Origin of the sequence: Aestuariivirga litoralis, from assembly GCF_003234965.1 — a bacterium.
Lineage (GTDB): Bacteria > Pseudomonadota > Alphaproteobacteria > Rhizobiales > Aestuariivirgaceae > Aestuariivirga > Aestuariivirga litoralis.
Map to the genome: position 1 here is coordinate 63,063 of NZ_QKVK01000010.1, position 19,945 is coordinate 83,007.

A 19,945-nucleotide genomic window follows, 5' to 3' on the forward strand; every position below is an offset into this window, starting at 1 on the left:
TCCTACTGGATCGTCGTCGTGTCCTGCAGCTTCAGCGCGATCGAATTGTCGATCTTCACCTTGCTGCCCTGGTCGATCTTGTTCTGGCCGGCGGTGACGACCTTGTCGCCATCCTTGATGCCGCTGATGATGGAGACGCGGCCATCGCGCACGGGGCCGGCCTTGACGAAGCGGCGCTCGACCACCAGCTCGTCAACGTCCTTGCCGTCCTTGTCCTTCACCTTGGTGGCATTCACCACGAAGATGTTGTCGCCATAGAGCGAATAGGTGACGGCGGTCTGCGGCACGGTGACGACCTTCTCAGGCTCGCCCACGTCCACCAGCACATTGGCATACATGCCGGGCACCAGCTTCTTGTCCGGATTGTCGATCTCGGCGCGCACCATGATCATGCGGTTGGTGTCGGAGAGGCGCGCATCCGTGGTCACGATCTTGCCGGTGAAGCTCTGGTCCGGATAGGCGTTGAGGCTGACGTTGACCGTCTGGCCCTCCTTGATGCGGGCATAGTCGGACTCGGTCACGCTGAAGTCGACGTAGATCGGGTCGATCTGCTGCAGCCAGACGATCTTCTGGCCGGGAGCGATGTAGCTGCCGACCGCGATGTCGCGCAGGCCCACGCGGCCCGCCCACGGGGCATAGATGAACTTCTGCGCCACCTCGGCGCGGCGGCGGTCGAGCGTTGCCTGCAGCACGCGCTGCTTGGTCTTGAGCGAGTCGAGTTCGGTCACCGCCACGACCCCCTTGGAGACCAGGCCCTCGCGGCGCTTCAGCTCGGTGTCGTTGTTGGTGATCTCGGCCACGATGGAGCGCATGTCCGCCTCCTCCGTCTCGGTGTCGAGCTTCACCAGGAGCTGGCCCTTGTTCACGTCCTGGCCGGACTCGAAGTTGATCTCGTTGACGATGCCGCCCACCTTCGGCGTGATGTCGATGCCCTGGAAGGCGGTGACGCTGCCGATGGCGGCGATCTGCGGCTGCCAGGTGTCGGTGCGCGCGGGCTCGGCCGAGATGGTTTCCGGCGGCCGCGGCGCGCCGAGGATCACCGTTGCCAGCATCTTCGGCTTGAAGTCGAAGGCATAGAAGGCGATCGCCCCGGCGAGGCCGCCGAGCAGAACGGTGACGAGGAGGAGATAGAGGATGCGGCGGATCATGTGCTTCGTTCCCGGATGTTCTATTCGGCTGCCTGCGATGTCGCTTCGCGCAGCAGCTCTGCCTTCTTTTCGGTGAGGACATTGACCGCGGCTGTCAGCACGGCCCTGCCATAGTCAGCGACGAAGCGCGCCCCGGCATGGGGGTGCTCGGCGCACTTGCATTCGTCGATACGGGCGAGATCGGCCCGCAGATCGGAAAGCTGCTTGTCGATGGCCGCCACCATGGTGGCGGGCGTGATGTACTCCTGCAGCAGCATCTGGAACAGGAACTCAGACTTGTATTTGTCCCGCCCCGGCACGACGGAGATTGAACGCGCCAGCGCATCCGTGCCCTTGGGCGTGATGGCATAGACCTTCTTGTCGGGCTTGCCCGATTGCTCCTCGGCCCGCACCGTCACCAGGCCTTCGCCGGCCAGCTGGGTCAGCGCCGGATAGATCGAGCCATAGCTCGCGTCGATGAAGTGGCTGAACAGCCCCTCCTCGATCTCCTTCTTGATCTCGTAGCCCGACGCCTCCCCGGAAGAGAGGACGCCGAGGCAGAGAGTCCTGACGTTCATGCGAATTCCGATCCGATATATGCCAATCCGATATAACGGGGCGATATATATCGTCTCGGAATAGAGTACAAGAGGCCCAAGGTAGAATTTCGCTACCTTGACGGGTGGGGCCCCGTGCTTGTTTTCGAAAAGCGATCCATCTATGACAATTCTACGGCAGCCAAAAAAAACCGCGCCGCAGTCAGTCATACAGGGGGGCTCATGGAGTATTTTCTCCAGCAGCTGATCAACGGAATTACACTTGGGTCGATCTATGGCCTGATCGCCATCGGTTACACGATGGTTTACGGCATCATCGGCATGATCAACTTCGCCCATGGCGACGTGTTCATGGTCGGTTCGGTGGCCGCCTTTCTGGTGGTTCTGGGCATCGGCCTGACAGGCGGCAGCGGGTTGCTGCTCATCCTGCTGGCGCTGATCCTCGTCGCCGCCATCGCCATGGTGGTCGCTGCCGCCTACAACTGGACGATCGAGCGGCTGGCCTACAAGCCGTTGCGCGGGTCCTTCCGGCTTGCCCCCCTCATCTCCGCCATCGGCATGTCGATCGTGCTTCAGGAATTCGTCCGCGTGAACCAGGAAGGCCGCCCCAAGCCGGTGCAGCCCATCGTCACCGGCGGCTACGAGATCATGCGCCGCGTGACCGAGGCCGGCGAATTCATCGTGCGCCTCACCAACATGCAGATCCTGATCATCGTGTCGACGCTGATCCTGATGGCGGTGTTCACCATCCTCATCCAGAAGACCTCGCTCGGCCGCGCCCAGCGCGCCTGCGAGCAGGACCAGAAGATGGCCGCACTGCTCGGCATCGATGTCGACCGCACCATCTCGATCACCTTCATCATGGGTGCGGCGCTTGCCGCCTTCGCCGGCCTGATGTTCTTCCTCTACTACGGCGTCACCGACTTCTTCGTCGGCTTCCTCGCCGGCATCAAGGCCTTCACCGCCGCCGTGCTGGGTGGCATCGGCTCGCTGCCGGGCGCCATGCTGGGCGGCCTCGTGATCGGGCTGATCGAAACCATGTGGTCGGCCTACTTCACCGTCGAGTACAAGGACGTGGCGGCCTTCACGGTGCTGATCATCGTGCTGATCTTCATGCCCCAGGGCCTGCTCGGCAAACCGGAAGTGGAGAAGGTCTGATCATGTCCGCAACTGACCTTCCCGCGCCCAAGGCGCAGGCCTACGACTGGCCGGCCATCATCAAGGACCTGATCGGCACGGCAATCGTGTCGATGCTGATCATGGTGCCGATCGTCGCCTACAAGTCGGTCATCACGCAATACTCGCTGGTGCTGGTGTCGCGCTGGAGCGAGGTGTTCATCATCCTCGCCCTGTTGCTGGGCGTGCGCCTGTTCATGCACCTCTTCGTGTGGAACCGGGCGCCCTCGCCGGTGGCGGCCTCCGCCAAGCCGGCAGGCCCCGCCAAGGCCAGCCTGTCGGAACGCATCGGCCCCTGGGTGTTCCCCGTGCTGGTGGCCTTCGCCTTCGCGCTGCCCTTCCTCTTCGGCTTCGAGCGCCGCCCGATCGACCTGGGGATCTACATCCTCACCTATGTCATGCTGGCCTGGGGCCTCAACATCGTGGTGGGCCTCGCCGGCCTCCTCGACCTCGGCTACGTCGCCTTCTACGCGGTCGGCGCCTATGCCTATGCGCTGCTCTCCACCGTCTACTTCCCCTACTGGTTCGGCGACGGCATGGTGCCCTGGGCCTTCTACATCACGCTGCCCATCGCCGGCCTGCTGGCGGCGCTGTGGGGCGTGATCCTCGGCTTCCCCGTGCTGCGCCTGCGCGGCGACTATCTCGCCATCGTGACGCTGGCCTTCGGCGAAATCATCCGCCTGGTGCTGATCAACTGGTTCAGCTTCACCAACGGCCCGCAGGGCATCACCGTGCCGAAGGCCACATTCTTCGGCCTGCCCTTCGCCCGCGGACCGGGAAGCTTCTCGGACTTCTTCGGCATCGAGTTCAACCGCATCCACTATTACGTCTTCCTCTACTACGTGATCCTGCTCCTGGCGCTGCTCACCTATTTCGTGACCAACCGCCTGCGCCGCCTGCCCATCGGCCGCGCCTGGGAGGCCCTGCGCGAGGACGAGATCGCCTGCCGCTCGCTCGGCATCAACACCACGAACACCAAGCTCACGGCCTTTGCCATCGGCGCCATGTTCGGCGGCTTCGCGGGCTGCTTCTTCGCCACCCGCCAGGGCTTCGTGAGCCCCGAAAGCTTCGTGTTCATCGAATCGGCCATCATCCTCGCCATCGTGGTGCTGGGGGGCCTGGGCTCACAGATCGGCATCGTCTTCGCGGCGATCGCCATCATGGGGTCGTTCGAGTTGTTCCGCGAGCTTTCGGTGTTCCAGCAATACCTGCCGGAAGGGACCGACCCCGTGCACTTCCGCATGCTGGCGGTGGGCCTCGCCATGGTGCTGATGATGCGCTTCCGGCCAAGAGGCTTCGTGACACGCAGGCAGCCGACCGTCTTCCTCAAGGAGCGCAAGGCCGTCTCTGGTGATCTCGTCAAGGAAGGACACGGCTGACATGGCAACCGCGAACACGACCCCGGTGCTCTCCGTCGAGCACGTGACGATGCGTTTCGGCGGCCTGACCGCCGTCTCGGATCTCTCCTTCGTTGCCAACCGCAACGAGATCACCGCGCTGATCGGCCCCAACGGTGCCGGCAAGACCACGGTGTTCAACTGCATCACCGGCTTCTACAAGCCGACCGAGGGCAAGATCGCACTGCGCCACGCGGACGGGAAGGAATTCCTGCTCGAGCGCATGGACGACTTCAAGATCGCCCAGCATGCGAAGGTCGCCCGCACCTTCCAGAACATCCGCCTGTTCTCCGGCATGACGGTTCTGGAAAACCTGATGGTGGCCCAGCACAACAAGCTGATGGTGGCATCGGGCTATACCATCGCCGGCGTGCTCGGCAGCGGCCACTACCGCCGCGCCGAGAGGGACGCAATCGAGCTCGCCAAGGCGTGGCTCGAGAAGGTGCGCCTGATCGACCGTGCCGATGATCCGGCGGGCGACCTGCCCTATGGCGACCAGCGCCGCCTCGAAATCGCGCGCGCCATGTGCACCGATCCGCGCCTGCTCTGCCTCGACGAGCCGGCGGCGGGTTTGAACCCGCGTGAATCGGAGGAACTCAACAAGCTGCTGCGCGCCATCCGCTCCGAGAACGACGTGTCGATCCTGCTGATCGAGCACGACATGAGCGTGGTCATGGGCATCTCCGACCACATCGTGGTGCTCGACTATGGCCAGAAGATCTCGGACGGCACACCGCATCACGTGAAGAACGACCCGGCCGTGATCCGCGCCTATCTGGGCGTCGACGAGGAAGAAGAAGAAAAGGACGCGCTTGCCGCCAAGGCGGTGGCCGAAGCCCTGGGAGACCAAGCATGACCGAACCGCTTCTCAAGGTCCGGGGTGTTCAGACCTTCTACGGCAAGATCCAGGCGCTGAAGGGCATCGACATGGATGTCAACCAGGGTGAGATCGTCACCCTGATCGGCTCCAACGGTGCCGGCAAGTCCACCCTGATGATGACCATCTGCGGCACGCCGCGGGCGCGTGCGGGCTCCATCCACTTCGACGGCAAGGACATCACCAAGACGCCCGTCCACAAGATCGCCCAGCTCGGCATCTCGCAGAGCCCCGAGGGCCGCCGCATCTTCCCGCGCATGACCGTGCTCGAGAACCTGCAGATGGGCGCCACGGTGAGCGACCCCAAATACTATGGCGAGGACCTGGCCCGCGCCTTCAAGATGTTCCCCATCCTGGAGAAGCGCCAGGCGCAGCGCGGCGGCACGCTGTCAGGCGGCGAGCAGCAGATGCTGGCCATTGCCCGCGCGCTGATGTCACGCCCGCGCCTCCTCCTCCTCGACGAGCCGTCGCTGGGCCTGGCACCCCTGATCGTCAAGCAGATCTTCGAGGCCATCAAGGAACTGAACCGCACCGAGGGCCTCACCGTGTTCCTCGTCGAGCAGAACGCATTCCATGCACTGAAGCTCGCGCATCGCGGCTACGTGATGGTCAACGGCCGCATCACCATGTCGGGGACCGGCAAGGAACTGCTGTCGAAGCCCGAAGTCCGCGCCGCCTATCTCGAGGGAGGTCATTGAGCCATGTCGCTCTTCGTTGAAGACAATCTCTGGATCTTCCTGATCATGACCGTGTTCTTCGGCGGCGGCGCGGCCTTCCTGGCCGGCCGGGGACTCGCCATAAAGTGGCGGCCGCTGTGGATGGCTGTCCTGGCCATGGTCCCGCTCACCCTCGGCCTGCGCTTCCTGCACTTCGCGCTGTTCGGGGCGGACCTCACCTCGCTGCACTACCTGATCACCGACTTCGTCATCCTGCTGGCCTTCTGCCTGCTCGGCTACCGCATGACGATCGCCAAGAAAATGGTGCGGCAATACCCCTGGCTCTACCAGGCAGCCGGCCCGCTGGGCTGGAAGACCAAAGGTTAACAATCATTTACCCCCTTTCCAAGGAGCCGTGTTTGCGCAAATATGGTCCCTAAGGTGCCCGTCGGTGGATCGGCACTTCGTCTGGAAAGATCCACATAGAAGACAAAGACCAAGTAATCAGGGAGACAAACGAATGAAGAAATTCCTCATGACCGGCGTGGCCGTCAGCTTCGCCGCCGCGCTGTCCGCGGGCTCGGCGCTGGCTGACCTCACGGTCGCCACCGTCGGTCCGATCTCGGGCCAGCTCGCCGCTCTCGGCGAGCAATACAGCCAGGGCGCCAAGAAGGCGGTTGCCGACATCAACGCCGCCGGCGGCATCAACGGCGAGAAGCTGGTCCTCGAGATCGGCGACGACGCCTGCGACCCCAAGCAGGCCGTGAGCGTCGCCAACCAGATGGCTTCGAAGGGCGTCAAGTTCGTCGCCGGCCACCTGTGCTCGGGTTCCTCGATCCCCGCCTCGAAGGTTTACGAGGAAGAGGGCATCATGATGATCACCCCGGCCTCGACCAACCCCAAGCTCACCGATGAAGGTGGCTGGAACATCGCCCGCGTCTGCGGCCGTGACGATGCGCAGGGCCGTGTGGCCGGTGCCTTCCTCGCCAAGAACTATGCCGGCAAGAAGGTTGCCATCGTCGACGACAAGTCGGCCTACGGCAAGGGCCTGGCGGACGAGACCCGCAAGGCGATGAATGCCGCCGGCCTCACCGAAGCCGTCAGCGAGTCGATCAACCCGGGCGAGAAGGACTATTCCGCCCTCGTGTCGAAGCTGAAGGACGCCGGCGTCGAAGCCGTCTACTTCGGCGGCTACCATCCGGAAGCCGGCCTCATCCTGAAGCAGATGGGCGAGCAGGGTCTGAACGCCAAGATGCTGTCGGGTGACTCGATGAACTCGGCCGAGCTCTGGACCATCGCCGGCAAGGCCGCCGAGAACCTGATCTTCACCTTCGCGCCCGAGCCCCGGAACATTCCGGAAGCCGCCGCGATCGTCGAGGAGTTCAAGAAGTCCGGCTACGATCCGGAGGGCTACACCCTCTATACCTACGCCGCCTTCCAGATGCTGAAGCAGGCTGCCGAGGCGACCAAGTCGCTCGACAACCAGAAGATCTCGGAGTGGCTGCGCGCCGGCAACCCGACCCAGACCGTGCTCGGCGAGATCAAGCTCGACTCGAAGGGCGATCTCCAGAACCCGGTGTATGTCTGGTATACCTTCAAGGACGGCAAGTACTTCGAGGATTCCTCGATCAAGTAAGCCATCCGTGCTTAAAGCCGGGGTGCCCGCCGCAAGGCGGGCACCCTTTTTGTTGATAAAAAAAGATCAGGGCGGCGAACCAGGAGAAGGAGCGGAAAGTCTGCATTCAAGGAGAACGTGCATGAAGAAGTATCTACTGGCCGGCGCCGCCATCGGCCTGGCCGCCGCGCTGAACGCCGGAACGGCACTTGCCGACATCGCCGTGGCCTTCGTCGGCCCCATCACCGGCCAGGTCGCGGCGCTGGGCGAGCAGGGCCGCCAGGGCGCGCAGCGCGCCGTTGACGACATCAACGCCGCCGGCGGCATCAATGGCGAGAAGCTGGTCCTCGAGATCGGCGATGACGCCTGCGACCCGAAGCAGGCCGTGAACGTCGCCAACCAGATGGCCTCGAATGACGTGAAGTTCGTCGCCGGCCACCTGTGTTCCGGCGCCTCGATCCCCGCCTCCAAGGTCTATGAGGACGAGGGCATCCTGATGATCACCCCCGCCTCCACCAACCCCAAGCTGACCGACGAGGGCGGCTGGAACGTGGCCCGTGTCTGCGGCCGCGACGACGCGCAGGGCAAGGTGGCGGGCGACTACATCGCCAAGGCCTTTGCCGGCAAGAAGGTCGCGATCATCGACGACAAGGGCGCCTATGGCAAAGGCCTGGCGGATGAAGCGAGGAAGGCGATGAATGCCGCCGGCCTCACCGAGGTGCTGAACGAGTCGATCAATGCCGGCGAGAAGGATTATTCCGCGCTGGTGTCGAAGCTCAAGGATGCCGGCGTCGAGGCGCTCTATTTCGGCGGCTACCACCCCGAGGCGGGCCTGATCCTGAAGCAGATGTCGGAACAGGGCCTGAACGCCAAGATGTATTCGGCCGACGGCATGAACACGGCGGAGCTCTGGGCCATCGCGGGCCCGGCGGCCACCAACCTGTTCTTCACCTTCGCGCCCGACCCGCGCAAGAACCCGGCTGCGAACCAGATCGTCGACGCGTTCAAGAAGGCGGGCTACGACCCGGAGGGCTTCACCCTCTACACCTATGCCACCTTCCAGCTCTTCAAGGCGGCCGCTGAGGCCACCAAGACGACGGATGGCGAGAAGATCTCCGAATGGCTGCGCGCCGGCAACCCGGTCCAGACCGTGATCGGCGAGATCAAGCTCGACTCGAAGGGCGACGTCGTGAACCCGTCCTATGTCTGGTACACCTTCAAGGACGGCAACTACACCGAAGCCAACATCCAGTAAGCTTCGGAACCTCCCAGACCACCCCTCCCCCTTGCGGGGAGGGGACAGGTTGGGGTGATGCCGGAAGCAGGTTTCATGCAGCCGTCACCCTGCACGCCCATCCTTGCCCCCTCCCCACAACAGGGAGGGAAATCGCTCCGATCGGGTCTCTTGTTGCGCCCTTGGGTCGAAGGCCCGATACTGCCCCCCAGATGATGCTGAAGCCCGTCCGCCTTGCCCTCTTCCTGCTGTCCCTGCTGCTCAACCTGGCGGCGGCACGCGCCGACATCCTGATCGGCGCGGCGGCCCCCCTGTCGGGCCCCAACGCGGCGCTGGGCGAGCAATTGCGGCGTGGCGTGCAGAAGGCCGTCGACGACATCAACGCCACCGGCGGCATCCGCGGCGAGAAGCTTGCGGTGGACTTCGCCGATGACGGTTGCGACCCGCGCAAGGCCATCGACGTGGCCACCGGCTTCGTATCGGCAGGCGTCAAGGCGGTGATCGGGCATTATTGCTCAGGCGCCTCGATCCCGGCCTCCAAGGTCTATCAGAAGGCCGGCATCCTGCAGATCAGCCCGGCCTCCACCAATCCGAAATTCACCGACGAGGGCGGCTGGAACGTCGTCCGCCTGGTGCCGCGCGACGATGCCCAGGCCGGGGCCGCCGCAGCCCTGGTGGTGGACCGCTTCCCCGGCCGCAAGGTCGCCATCCTCAGCGACCAGTCGCCGGGCTTCACCGCACTTGCCGCCCGCTTCGCGATGGCCCTCCAGCAGAAGGGCGTGACCCCGGCGCTGCAGCAGGCCTTCAAGGCTGGCACCAAGGACTTCGCGCCCCTCGCGCGGCAGGTGGCGGAGTCGGGTGCGGGCGTCGTCTACCTGGCAGGCTCCTATGTCGAAGGCGGCCTCATCGCACAGGCGCTGCGGGCCGCAGGCTCGCAGGCACAGATCATATCGGGCGACTCGCTCGTCACCGAGGACTATGGCAACCAGGCCAAGGCGGCGGCCGAGGGCACGCTCTCGTCCTTCACCTTTGATGCGCGCAAGTTTCCCTCGGCCCAGGGCCTCGTGCAGCGCTTCCGCGACGCCGACCAGAACCCCGAGGGCTTCACGCTCTATGCCTATGCCGCCGTGCAGGCGCTGGCCGCCGCGGCCGAGGCGACGGGCACGCTGGACAGCACCCGCCTAGCCGAATGGCTGCGCGGCGGCAACCGGTTCGACACGGTGGTGGGCCCCCTCAGCTTCGATGCCCGGGGCGACCTCACGGCGCCCGCCATCGCCTGGTTCAAGTGGGTCGACGGCCGCTATGTCGAGGTCGACGCCCGCACCCTCGCCCCACCCCTTCTCGACACAACGCCCTGACGGAGCCTTCCCATGCGTGCCTTCTTCGTCCAGATCAAATGCGAACTCGGCAAGTCCTATGACGTGGCCACGGCCATCGCCGATGCCGAGATCGCGTCGGAAATCTATTCCACTGCAGGAGGTTGGGACCTTCTGGTGAAGTTCTACCTGAAGGAGGATGAGGACGTGGGCCAGTTCGTCTCCAACCAGATACAGACCATCCCGGGGATCCGCGACACCTATACCCTCATCACCTTCAAGGCCTTCTGAGCCATGCGCGCCCTCGCCCTCCTCGCCTGCCTCATCCTCGGCTCCACCCCTGCGCTGGCGGCCGACGGGGCGGCCTTCAACCCGATCGGCTATTCGCCCGACAGCCGCTATTTCGCCTTCGAGCAGTATGGCGTTCAGGACGGCTCGGGCTTTCCCTACTGGGACGTCTTCGTCGTCGACCTCAAGTCGAATGAGTGGGTCAAGGGTTCGCCCTACCGCGCCCTGCTGGAGAGCGAGACGGCGAAGCCCGCCGCCGCGCGCGACCAGGCCCGGGCCGCCGCCGCACCCTCCCTCAAGGAGCTGGACATCACCCAGCCCGCCCAGCTGATCGCCGCCAACCCGGCGACCGAAGCCGTGCCCGAGCGCGAGCGCCTGACCTTTGACCGCTGGTATGAAAGCCTCGGCGCGCGCTCCGGCGAGAAGAGCCAGCTCGGCGTGCGCTTCGAACTCGCGGTGGAGAAGATCCCGCTGCCCCGCCCGGCCAAGTGTCCGGAGGGCGATGGCGACAGCTTCGGCGTCCGCGTCAGCCTCAAGGACCTGCAGACCAACACCAGCCGCGTCATCCACGAGGACAAGGCGATCCCCGACAGCCGCAACTGTCCCGCCGCCTATGACGTGGCCGCCGTGGTGGCGCAGACCGGCTTTCCCACCACCGACCGGCTGGTGGCACTGATCGGCGTCTATGCCCGCGGCTTCGAGGGCCTGAACCACCGCTTCATCGCGGTGCCCTTCACGATCAGCGACTGAGAAGGGGCCCGACAGGGCGGATGAGGGCCAACTTCGCACTCGCACAAGACCCCGCGATTTGTTAAGCGGGCGCCATCCCATTTGAGAGGCGACCCCATGATCCCGCGCTACACCCGCAAAGAAATGGCCCAGATCTGGGAGCCCCAGACCCGCTTCAGGATCTGGTTCGAAATCGAGGCCTATGCCACGGAAGCGCTTGCGGAATTGGGCGTCGTGCCGCGCGAGGCGGCGGCCGTCATCTGGGACAAGGGCAAGGATGCCGAGTTCGACGTCGCCCGCATCGACGAGATCGAGGCCGTCACCAAGCATGACGTGATCGCCTTCCTGACCCACCTCGCCGAGATCGTCGGCCCCGAGGCGCGCTTCGTGCACCAGGGCATGACGTCGTCCGACGTGCTCGACACCTGCCTCAACGTGCAGCTCGCGCGCGCCGCCGACCTGCTGATCGAGGATGTTGACGGGTTGCTCGCCGCGCTCAAGCGCCGCGCCTTCGAGCACAAGAACACGGTGTGCATCGGGAGGAGCCACGGCATCCACGCCGAGCCCACTACCTTCGGCATCAAGCTCGCCCAGGCCCATGCCGAGTTCCAGCGCGCCCGCGAGCGCCTCGTCATGGCGCGGAAGGAAATCGCCACCTGCGCCATCTCGGGTGCCGTCGGCACCTTCGCCAACATCGACCCGCGCGTCGAGGAATACGTGGCGGAAAAGATGGGCCTCACGCCCGAGCCGGTCTCGACGCAGGTGATCCCGCGCGACCGCCATGCCATGTATTTCGCGGCCCTCGCCGTCGTCGCCTCCTCGATCGAGCGGCTGGCCACCGAGATCCGCCACCTGCAGCGCACCGAGGTGCTGGAGGCGGAGGAATATTTCTCGCCCGGCCAGAAGGGCTCCTCCGCCATGCCGCACAAGCGCAACCCGGTGCTGACCGAGAACCTCACGGGCCTCGCCCGCCTCGTGCGCTCGGCCGTCATCCCCGCCCTCGAGAACGTGGCGCTGTGGCACGAGCGCGACATCTCGCACTCCTCCGTCGAGCGCGGCATCGGGCCGGATGCCACGATCCACCTCGACTTCGCGCTGAAGCGCTTGACCGGCGTCATCGACAAGCTGCTGGTCTACCCCGAGAACATGCAGCGCAATCTCGACCGCCTCGGCGGCCTCGTTCATTCGCAGCGCGTGCTGCTGGCGCTCACCCAGAAGGGCATGAGCCGCGAGGACTCCTATGCCGCCGTCCAGCGCAACGCCATGCCGGTGTGGCGCGGCGAAGGCAACTTCCTCGAGCTCCTGAAAAAGGACAAGGACGTCTCCGCCCTCCTCACTGCTGCCGAACTCGAGAGCCTCTTCGACCTCGGCTATCACACCAAGCACACCGACACGATCTTCCGCCGCGTCTTTGGCGAGGCCTGATCAGCCGAGCGGCAGGAACCACAGCGCCAGGAAGGGCTCATCGTGCGAGCGCATAGCGTGGAGGATGCCCGGCGGGTTGTAGATGAGCCCGCCCGGCCCCGGCGCGGTCCAGTCCATCTCCGCATTCCACCATTCGCCGGGTGACAGCGCGATATAGACCTCCTCCGGCGGGTGGTCGTGATCGGGGTAGACGATGCCGGGCGCCATCACGGTGACACCGATCCACGCATCCTCGCGCTGCTCGAGGCCGCCGGGGCCAACCAGCACGGCATTGGCATGGCCGCTGAAGAATGGCTCGCCCACCGCTTCGGCGTTCCTGCGCCGCGTCCATTGGAGCCGTCCTTCCACGGCGGCAAAGGCGCTGGCCATCTCGGGAAGCGGCGAGGCCTCTGCCGCCAGCCCCGCCAATGCCGCCCCGATGTTGTGATGGCAGACCGGAAGCCGCTGCGCCGCGACGGCGCCAATCGGTCCCTCCCCGGCGCGCAGGCGTTCGAACACGCGCTGGCCCGCCGCCATGGCCCGCGGATCTCCGGAGGATGCGATGATCCGCTCCGAGAGATCGATAAGCTGCTGCAGGTTGCTGTCACGTAGCGTCATGTGAGCTCGCTATCCCCTTACCCCCGCCTGGTCAAGAAAAGCCATTTCAGCGACCAATTCTCGTCTTAATTGTAGCGCGTTGTACACGCCGTCGTTGCAGATCGAACAAACACAGCGACACAACTGTGGTCCCCAAGCGGGGGGTCCATGCAATGCAACTTGATTTGGGGATACTCATGAAATTTATCCTGCTGGCCGCAGCCACCACCCTGGCTGTTGCAGCCGCCACACCGGCAGCCCAAGCGGCCGATCCGACCGGCTCGTATGACTGGAGCGGATTCTATGCCGGCGTGAATGCCGGCGCCGCCTTCAACAACAGCAATGTCACCAGCAAGGTCACTGGCAGCGCCGCCTGGATAAGCGACAGCGACGGCTCAAGCGACGAGCAGGGCGCCAGCTTCACCGGCGGCGGCATGCTGGGCTACAACTGGCAGATCGACCGGCTGGTGCTCGGCATCGAGACCGACATCAACTACGGCGGCTTCGACGAAAGCCACAACACCACCTATCCCGGCCTGATCGGCGCAAGTGGCGCTGTCTCCAACAACTTTTCCTACCAGTCAGACTGGTTCGGAACGCTGCGCGGCCGCCTTGGCTATGCCATGGACAACGTGCTGATCTACGGCACCGGCGGCCTGGCCTACGGAACGCTCGAAACCAAGACACGGTTCGGCGAGAACAAGAGCAACAGCGACTGGCTGGCCCTCGGCTGGACCGCCGGCGGCGGCATCGAATACGGCATCGACAAGTGGTCTCTCGGCCTCGAATACCTCTATGTCGATCTCGGCTCCGACAGTTTTTCGATGAGCGATACGGACTATACGCTGAAGAACGAGGTCGACTATCGCTTCAGCGTGGTGCGCGCCACGGCCAAGTATAACTTCTGACCAGGAAAGGCCCGGCGCCCGGCGCCGGGCCGAACGTCAGTTCAGGTTGTCCTGGAGGGCTGTCACCAGCCAGTCGCGGTCGATGAGGCTGTGCCAGTAGTTCAGCGTGCAGGACAGCGGCACCGGGATGTCCGGGTTGCGCTGGCGCGAGAACTCGGCGGCGATCTTGCCCTTGCCGGAGCGCAGCAGCTGGCGGGCCAGAGCCGCGATGATCAGACCCTCGGGTCCGCCGTCGCGCGCCATCAGCGTCACGGCCCGGCGTTCCAGCGCCTTGCATGACGTGCGGGTGTTCTCGTTGACCAGCGGATAGGCAAGGAACACCGCCAGGACGGCAGCCACCAGCACCAGCAGAATCACGGCTTTCTTCATCCGACCGGTCTAGCGCCGGAGGCCGCGGCCAATCAACCTCCGCTATTTCGGGTGGGCGTCCAGCCAGGCCTGCATCGTCACGATCTCGCCAGCCTGCGCCGCGCGCATCCTGCCCGCCATGTCACGGATCTTCGGGTCGACCGCCTTCTGCGCCATGAGCACGTCGATCATGTCGATTGCCGACTGGTGGTGCAGGATCATGATGCGCACGAAGTCGCCGCTGGCATCGCCCGTCATCTCGGTCTTCATCAGGGCCTGTTGCATGGCCTGCATGGCCTTCATGTAGCCGCGGTCGGCCTCGGACAGTTCCGAACCGGCCTTCATCGTCAGCATGCCGAGCATGCTGTCTTCCGCGGCCTCCTGCCCGCGGGCCGGCACGGCCACATCGTCGGCGGCCACCGGCAGCGCCATGAGCACGAGTGCCATGGCAATCAGCGCTGTTCTCTTCATCTCTGCAACTCCGCTTCGAGCAGAAACGAAAATGGGGGAGGCGGTGTTCCGCCTCCCCCGTGAACAGGGCCCTGCCGGGCAATCAGTTGCTGATGGTGATGCGCGTCGACTTCAGGCCGTGCTTCTGCACCAGCGAATAGAGCTTCGCCGCGTTCTGCGGGTGAAGCCTGATGCAGCCATGCGAGGCCGGGCGGCCGAGCTGGTTGATGTAATAGGTGGCATGGATCGCGTAGCCGCCGAGGAAGAAAATCGAATTCGGCATAGGCGAATTGTCGTATTTGCGCGAGTAGTGCATCTTCTTCAGCATGAAGGGCCGCCACGAGCCGCGCGGCGTGTAGTAGCCGTCGCGCGCCGTCGACACTTTCCAGCGGCCATAGGTCCAGCCATTGACATCCACCGTCATGGTCTGGTTCGAGATGTCGACCAGGATCTCGACCTCGGGTGCGGGCTTGGTCTTGGCGGTTGCACCCTCGATGCCCGCGCTGGCCCCTGCCAGCATGATCAGCCCCACGAACAGGGCAAGCAGCTTCTTCATTGCTTCGTCTCCGTCCCCAGCCCGGCGTTCAGCCCCCATCCTCATGGAGGAATTCCCGGCCAATCTTCACCCGGCGATGGCCATCATAGCGGATTATGTCGGCCGTGGCGTAAGTTTCGGTTAACGTGGCGGGCAGGAAGCTGCCGGTCCCCACCATGTCGAGGGGCGCGCGCGCGGCACCCATGATCTGGCACTTCTGCGGGTCGAAACCGGAGGATCCCACAATCGTGGCCTGTCCGTAGCCGGCCCCGTCCAGCGCGCGCCGCACATGGATGATGGCCGCCGCCGACACGCCCTTGCCGAACAGGATGCGGCGCACCTTGTCGACGAGGATGTTGTTGGGATCGAGCTGGAAGGCCCTGCCCCCCAGCACCTGCTCGACGATGTTGTATTCGCCATGGACCCCCAGCCACTGGCCAACCGTGTCCACCGACTTCTCGTAGTCGAGCCCCTCGGCGAAGCGGCCGCCATGGGTGTCGAGCCTGACGCCGAAGCTCTTGCCCTGGGCGTCGAGCTTCGCCTCGTCGTAGAACCAGCGCGCGCAGCGGATCGCGTCGGTCACCTCATGGCCCGTATAGTCGACGAGGGCCGTGAGGTTCTTTACCTCCGGCAGCGTCCGGGCAAACATCTGCATCGCCTTCAGCACGTCGCCATCGGTGTAGCCGACCAGGGCATGGGGCATGGTGCCCATGCCCGCGCTGGCACCGAAGAAGGGAGCTGTCAGGTCCTGCGAAGAGCCGATGAAACCCCTGACCTCCGGGTCGGCACGCTTCGCCGCAGCGGAGCCGACGGCCGCGCCATAGGCAGCGAGGATGTTCATCTCGGCACCCGAACCATGGCGGGCATGCATGTCCATGAAGGCCGCCGACGGAATGGCGCGGCACATCTCGTAGGCATTGTTGGCGGAGACGCAGGGAAAGCCGACCTTCTGCAGCATCAGCGTCTCGACCTCGGAGAGCTTCTGCATCGAGCCGGTGATCTCCAGCATCTTCGATTCGGACGGCACGATGTCGCCTTCCGCATAGAAGCGCCTGATCTCCACGTCCGGCACGAAATGGCGGATCACGCGGATCGCCGGCTCGAGGGCCGCCACCACGCGGCGGCGCATGAACACGGCGAAGGTGACCTTCGAATCGCCGTTCGCCGCCACGATGCGGCTGGTATTGGTGAAGTACTTGTCGGTCTGCGCGGCGACGGGGCCGGCGCAGAGCGCAAGGGCGATGAGGCGGTCGAGGATCGCCTCAGCGCCGGGAATGAGGGAAGCACGCTGATCCATGATGGCGCCCACCTTGGCGCGGAACGCGCCGAGCGTCAAACCATGGGCTGGCCCGGCTGCCGAAAAAGGGCGGGGGCCTATTCCTTCTTGCAGTCCGTGCCGGCCGCGCACTCGGTCGCCGCCTCCGGCTGGGCTTCCGTGCCCGGCTGCTCGGTCTCGCTGCCATCCTGGTCGCCGCTCTTCTGGCCGTCTTCGGACTTGTCCTCGCCGCCCCCGGAATTGTCATCGCCCTTGTCACTGCCGCCGCCCGAGCCGTCCTTGGCGAAAGCTGCGCGGAGGGGCGCCAATGCGGGAACGGCGATCACGGACAAGACAGCAAGTCCGAGCAAGGAAAGCATGGTCCTGCGGTTCATGGCTGCTCCATCACGGTTTGGTCGGATGCCTTCAGCCCAAAACTAGATTGGCCAGCCTCAACCGGCAAGTGTCCGGTTGAGGTCTGCCGCGCCCCACTGCATCAGGTCCACGTCCACCGCCGCGGCAATGAAGGTATAGCCGAGGCCAAGATAGGTCTTGATGACCTCGGCGCTGCCGCCGAAGGCCCCGGCCACGATGCCGTTGGCCCTGGCGGCCTGTGCCACGCGCGCCATGGCGGCCAGCGTCTCCTTGCCGGTCTTGTCCACTCCTGCCCCTTTCGACAGCGTGATCGACAGGTCGGAGGGCCCGACGAACAGCCCGTCGAGGCCCGGTGTCGCGGCAATCGCCTCGACATTCTCCAGCGCCTCCACCGTCTCCACCATGGCGAAGACCATGGTCATGCGGTTGGCCTCGCGCAGGTATTCGGCGGGCGTCAGGCCGGAGGCCTGCAAGGCCGTATAGCCGCCCCAGCTCCGCGCCCCCATCGGCGGGTACTTGGCGGCCCGCACCAGCGCCTCGGCCTGGGCCCGGGTGTTCACCATGGGCGCGATGACGCATGAGGCCCCCGCGTCGAAGCACTGGCCGGGCGTCGCCGCGTCGTTCCACAGTGAGCGCACCAGGGCGGGCCGGCCGGCGGCATTGATGGCGGCGATCATGCCCACCGCGTCCGGGAAGCCGATCATGCCGTGCTGCATGTCGAGGCAGACGCCGTCAAAGGGCAGCCTCGCCACCTGGGAGGCGAGTGCCGCCGAGGGCACGCTCATCCAGCTAAACAGAAACGGCTCGCCGGAAGCGAGCCGCGACCTGAGGTCGAAATGGGCAGCGCCCACTTAGACGCCAGCCTTGATCTGTTCCACGGCCTTGGCCATCAGCTCGTCCATGGTGGCGCGGATCTGCTGGTCGGTCAGGGCGATGGACTTGACGTTGAAGTCGTCCCTGACCTTGCGGAACACGTCCTCGTCGCCCGCTTCCGCAAAGTCGGCCATGACGACGGACTTGGCGTAAGCCTCGGCTTCCGCGCCGTAAAGGCCGAGCTTTTCGGCCGCCCACAGGCCCAGGAGCTTGTTGCGGCGCGCCCCGGCCTTGAACAGCAGCTCCTCGTCCAGGGCGAACTTCTTCTCGAAGCCTTCCTCGCGCTTATCGAAGGTTGTCATTCCTGTCTCCCGTTGCACATCAAGGCCTTGAAATAACCACGTCTCCCCGCCAAATCAACCGCTCAGACAAGGGCCGTTGTGCAGCGCAGCGCTCTGCGTTAAGGACCCGCGAAAGGATTGGGGAAATTGCTCCCCGGATTCGTAACAGAACTGGCGAAAACCGCCGTCCGGGGCTAAAGCTCTGGAGGGTGGATTAGGGATTTGATGAGGATATTTCAGATGAACAGCAGGCGCACCCGAATCTACGAGGGCAAGGCCAAGATCCTCTACGAAGGCCCGGAACCCGGCACCATCATCGTCCATTTCAAGGATGACGCCACCGCCTTCAACGCCCAGAAGAAGGCGGTGATCGAGGGCAAGGGTGTGCTCAACCAGCGCATTTCCGAGTTCATCTTCACCAGGCTCAACGAGCTCGGCATCCCCACCCATTTCCTGCGCTCGCTCAACATGAGGGAACAGCTCGTCCGCGAGGTCGAGATCGTGCCGCTCGAGGTCGTGGTGCGCAACGTCGCCGCGGGCTCGCTGGCCAAGCGCCTTGGCATCGACGAGGGCACGCAGCTCCCCCGCTCGATCATCGAGTTCTATTACAAGAACGACCAGCTCGGCGACCCGATGGTCTCCGAGGAGCACATCACCGCGTTCAACTGGGCTTCGCCCCAGGAGATCGACGACATGATGCACATGGCCATCCGCATCAACGACTTCATGTCGGGCCTCTTCCTCGGCATCGGCATCAAGCTCGTCGACTTCAAGATCGAGTTCGGCAGGCTTTACGAGAACGACATGATGCGGATCGTGCTGGCCGACGAGATCAGCCCCGATTCCTGCCGGCTGTGGGACATCAAGACCCAGGACAAGCTCGACAAGGACCGCTTCCGCCGCGACATGGGCGGCCTCGTCGAGGCCTACCAGGAAGTGGCCCGCCGCTTGGGGATCATCGCCGAGGGCGAGAAGCCCGAACGCTCCAAGCCCAAGCTCGTGAAGACGGATTTGAACTGATGAAGGCAAAGATCAAGGTCACGCTCAAGACCGGCGTGCTGGACCCCCAGGGCAAGGCCATCGAGGGCGCTTTGGGCCACCTCGGCTTCGGCGGCGTCGGCGAGGTCCGCCAGGGCAAGTATTTCGAGGTCGAACTGGCCGAGACCGACAAGGCCAAGGCCCGGGAGCAGGTCAAGGCGATGTGCGAGAAGCTCATCGCCAATACCGTGATCGAGAACTACGACATCGAGCTTGGCTGACCATGAAATCCGCCGTAGTCGTCTTCCCCGGCATCAACCGCGAGCGTGACATGATGCTGGCGCTCGAGAGCGTCACGGGGTCCAGGCCCGTCTCCGTCTGGCATACCGAGACGGAGCTCCCGAAGGTCGATCTGGTCGTGGTCCCCGGCGGCTTCTCCTATGGCGACTACCTGCGCTGCGGGGCCATCGCCGCGCGTTCACCCATCATGCAAGACATTCGCGCCAAAGCCTTGAAAGGACTCAAGGTTCTTGGCGTCTGCAACGGCTTCCAGATCATCACCGAAGCGGGCCTCCTGCCGGGTGTCCTCGTGCGCAACAAGGACCTGCGCTTCGTCTGCCGCCAGGTGAAGCTGAAGGTCGAGAACAACCAGACCTTCTTCACCAACAAGGTGGCGAGGGGCACCATCGTCTCCTGCCCCGTGGCCCATGGCGAGGGCAACTACATCTGCGATCCCGAGACGCTGAAGCGCCTCGAAGGCGACAACCGCGTGGTCTTCCGCTACGCCGAAAACACCAATCCGAACGGGGCCTTGAACGACATCGCCGGGATCATGAACGAGTCCGGCACGGTGATCGGCATGATGCCGCATCCCGAGAACATGATCGAGCCGCTGCACGGCCGGACCGATTGCCGCCCGCTGTTCGAGAGCCTGCTGGCGGCGTAAGGGCCGCCTGCCCCCTGCTCTGT

25 protein-coding genes are annotated in these 19,945 nt (G+C 64.7%); 15 read left to right on the top strand and 10 right to left on the bottom strand.

Going from position 1 to position 19,945, the window contains the following annotated elements; translation table 11 throughout:
- Nucleotides 1-2: 2 nt before the first annotated feature.
- Both DK847_RS18200 and DK847_RS18205 read right to left on the bottom strand, forming a co-directional pair.
- Nucleotides 3-1,148, bottom strand: a complete 1,146-nt coding sequence (locus DK847_RS18200) for an efflux RND transporter periplasmic adaptor subunit (RefSeq protein ID WP_111199972.1) — start codon at nucleotides 1,146-1,148, stop codon at nucleotides 3-5.
- A 20-nt stretch (nucleotides 1,149-1,168) separates the two neighbouring features.
- Nucleotides 1,169-1,705, bottom strand: coding sequence for a PadR family transcriptional regulator (locus DK847_RS18205; protein ID WP_111199973.1), 537 nt, complete (start codon nucleotides 1,703-1,705; stop codon nucleotides 1,169-1,171).
- A 201-nt stretch (nucleotides 1,706-1,906) separates the two neighbouring features.
- Here DK847_RS18205 and DK847_RS18210 point away from each other — a divergent pair, with 201 nt between their 5' ends.
- The 11 genes from DK847_RS18210 to purB all read left to right on the top strand — a co-directional run bounded on the left by DK847_RS18210 (nucleotide 1,907) and on the right by purB (nucleotide 12,397).
- Complete coding sequence (locus DK847_RS18210) at nucleotides 1,907-2,842, top strand: ABC transporter permease subunit (RefSeq protein WP_111199974.1); 936 nt, start codon at nucleotides 1,907-1,909, stop codon at nucleotides 2,840-2,842.
- 2 nt (nucleotides 2,843-2,844) lie between these two features.
- Entirely contained in the window at nucleotides 2,845-4,239 is a 1,395-nt protein-coding gene (gene livM, locus DK847_RS18215) for a high-affinity branched-chain amino acid ABC transporter permease LivM (RefSeq protein ID WP_111199975.1), read from the top strand.
- Nucleotide 4,240: 1 nt separating this feature from the next.
- On the top strand, nucleotides 4,241-5,113 hold the full coding sequence (locus DK847_RS18220; protein WP_111199976.1) for an ABC transporter ATP-binding protein: 873 nt from the start codon (nucleotides 4,241-4,243) through the stop codon (nucleotides 5,111-5,113).
- On the top strand, nucleotides 5,110-5,832 hold the full coding sequence (locus tag DK847_RS18225) for an ABC transporter ATP-binding protein (RefSeq protein ID WP_111199977.1): 723 nt from the start codon (nucleotides 5,110-5,112) through the stop codon (nucleotides 5,830-5,832). Before DK847_RS18220 ends, DK847_RS18225 begins: the two co-directional genes overlap by 4 nt.
- A 3-nt stretch (nucleotides 5,833-5,835) precedes the next feature.
- Nucleotides 5,836-6,177 (top strand): DUF6867 family protein, encoded by a 342-nt coding sequence (locus tag DK847_RS18230; protein ID WP_111199978.1) that lies wholly within the window; start codon nucleotides 5,836-5,838, stop codon nucleotides 6,175-6,177.
- Nucleotides 6,178-6,310: 133 nt separating this feature from the next.
- Nucleotides 6,311-7,426 (top strand): branched-chain amino acid ABC transporter substrate-binding protein, encoded by a 1,116-nt coding sequence (locus tag DK847_RS18235; protein WP_111199979.1) that lies wholly within the window; start codon nucleotides 6,311-6,313, stop codon nucleotides 7,424-7,426.
- 121 nt (nucleotides 7,427-7,547) lie between these two features.
- The gene (locus DK847_RS18240; RefSeq protein WP_111199980.1) at nucleotides 7,548-8,660 is read left to right on the top strand and encodes a branched-chain amino acid ABC transporter substrate-binding protein; all 1,113 of its coding nucleotides are present in this window, start codon (nucleotides 7,548-7,550) and stop codon (nucleotides 8,658-8,660) included.
- 191 nt (nucleotides 8,661-8,851) lie between these two features.
- Nucleotides 8,852-9,997: a branched-chain amino acid ABC transporter substrate-binding protein gene (locus DK847_RS18245; protein ID WP_111199981.1), complete on the top strand. Its 1,146-nt coding sequence runs from the start codon at nucleotides 8,852-8,854 to the stop codon at nucleotides 9,995-9,997.
- Nucleotides 9,998-10,009: 12 nt separating this feature from the next.
- Nucleotides 10,010-10,246 (top strand): Lrp/AsnC ligand binding domain-containing protein, encoded by a 237-nt coding sequence (locus tag DK847_RS18250; protein ID WP_111199982.1) that lies wholly within the window; start codon nucleotides 10,010-10,012, stop codon nucleotides 10,244-10,246.
- A gap of 3 nt (nucleotides 10,247-10,249) precedes the next feature.
- Nucleotides 10,250-10,993, top strand: a complete 744-nt coding sequence (locus DK847_RS18255; RefSeq protein ID WP_111199983.1) for a DUF2259 domain-containing protein — start codon at nucleotides 10,250-10,252, stop codon at nucleotides 10,991-10,993.
- Nucleotides 10,994-11,089: 96 nt separating this feature from the next.
- Nucleotides 11,090-12,397, top strand: coding sequence for an adenylosuccinate lyase (gene purB / locus DK847_RS18260; RefSeq protein WP_111199984.1), 1,308 nt, complete (start codon nucleotides 11,090-11,092; stop codon nucleotides 12,395-12,397).
- Here the strand turns inward: purB and DK847_RS18265 are convergent, their stop codons facing one another.
- Nucleotides 12,398-12,994, bottom strand: coding sequence for a dimethylsulfonioproprionate lyase family protein (locus tag DK847_RS18265; protein ID WP_245414670.1), 597 nt, complete (start codon nucleotides 12,992-12,994; stop codon nucleotides 12,398-12,400).
- A 176-nt stretch (nucleotides 12,995-13,170) separates the two neighbouring features.
- On the opposite strand from DK847_RS18265, the gene DK847_RS18270 reads away from it, so the two are divergent.
- Nucleotides 13,171-13,881, top strand: a complete 711-nt coding sequence (locus DK847_RS18270) for an outer membrane protein (RefSeq protein ID WP_161957370.1) — start codon at nucleotides 13,171-13,173, stop codon at nucleotides 13,879-13,881.
- A gap of 36 nt (nucleotides 13,882-13,917) precedes the next feature.
- Here DK847_RS18270 and DK847_RS18275 read toward each other — a convergent pair whose 3' ends face one another.
- From DK847_RS18275 to DK847_RS18305, 7 genes are all read right to left on the bottom strand, one after another.
- On the bottom strand, nucleotides 13,918-14,250 hold the full coding sequence (locus DK847_RS18275) for a hypothetical protein (RefSeq protein WP_111199986.1): 333 nt from the start codon (nucleotides 14,248-14,250) through the stop codon (nucleotides 13,918-13,920).
- 42 nt (nucleotides 14,251-14,292) lie between these two features.
- A complete protein-coding gene (locus tag DK847_RS18280; protein ID WP_111199987.1) occupies nucleotides 14,293-14,700 on the bottom strand; it encodes a DUF305 domain-containing protein in 408 nt (135 codons plus the stop codon).
- A gap of 82 nt (nucleotides 14,701-14,782) precedes the next feature.
- Nucleotides 14,783-15,235 carry a L,D-transpeptidase gene (locus DK847_RS18285; protein ID WP_111199988.1) on the bottom strand — a complete coding sequence of 151 codons (453 nt, stop codon included), beginning with the start codon at nucleotides 15,233-15,235 and terminating at the stop codon, nucleotides 14,783-14,785.
- 28 nt (nucleotides 15,236-15,263) lie between these two features.
- Nucleotides 15,264-16,511, bottom strand: coding sequence for a nicotinate phosphoribosyltransferase (locus DK847_RS18290; protein ID WP_111200029.1), 1,248 nt, complete (start codon nucleotides 16,509-16,511; stop codon nucleotides 15,264-15,266).
- Nucleotides 16,512-16,588: 77 nt separating this feature from the next.
- Nucleotides 16,589-16,822 (bottom strand): hypothetical protein, encoded by a 234-nt coding sequence (locus tag DK847_RS18295; protein WP_146256185.1) that lies wholly within the window; start codon nucleotides 16,820-16,822, stop codon nucleotides 16,589-16,591.
- Between the two features lie 99 nt (nucleotides 16,823-16,921).
- Nucleotides 16,922-17,695: an HpcH/HpaI aldolase family protein gene (locus DK847_RS18300; protein ID WP_146256186.1), complete on the bottom strand. Its 774-nt coding sequence runs from the start codon at nucleotides 17,693-17,695 to the stop codon at nucleotides 16,922-16,924.
- Nucleotides 17,696-18,019: a DUF1476 domain-containing protein gene (locus DK847_RS18305; protein WP_111199991.1), complete on the bottom strand. Its 324-nt coding sequence runs from the start codon at nucleotides 18,017-18,019 to the stop codon at nucleotides 17,696-17,698.
- Between the two features lie 219 nt (nucleotides 18,020-18,238).
- On the opposite strand from DK847_RS18305, the gene purC reads away from it, so the two are divergent.
- Genes purC through purQ form a run of 3 tightly spaced genes read left to right on the top strand, consistent with a single transcriptional unit; the run spans nucleotide 18,239 to nucleotide 19,922 of the window.
- Nucleotides 18,239-19,018: a phosphoribosylaminoimidazolesuccinocarboxamide synthase gene (gene purC / locus DK847_RS18310; RefSeq protein WP_111199992.1), complete on the top strand. Its 780-nt coding sequence runs from the start codon at nucleotides 18,239-18,241 to the stop codon at nucleotides 19,016-19,018.
- Nucleotides 19,018-19,257 (top strand): phosphoribosylformylglycinamidine synthase subunit PurS, encoded by a 240-nt coding sequence (gene purS, locus DK847_RS18315; protein ID WP_111199993.1) that lies wholly within the window; start codon nucleotides 19,018-19,020, stop codon nucleotides 19,255-19,257. Before purC ends, purS begins: the two co-directional genes overlap by 1 nt.
- A gap of 2 nt (nucleotides 19,258-19,259) precedes the next feature.
- Complete coding sequence (gene purQ, locus DK847_RS18320; protein WP_111199994.1) at nucleotides 19,260-19,922, top strand: phosphoribosylformylglycinamidine synthase subunit PurQ; 663 nt, start codon at nucleotides 19,260-19,262, stop codon at nucleotides 19,920-19,922.
- Nucleotides 19,923-19,945 lie beyond the last annotated feature (23 nt).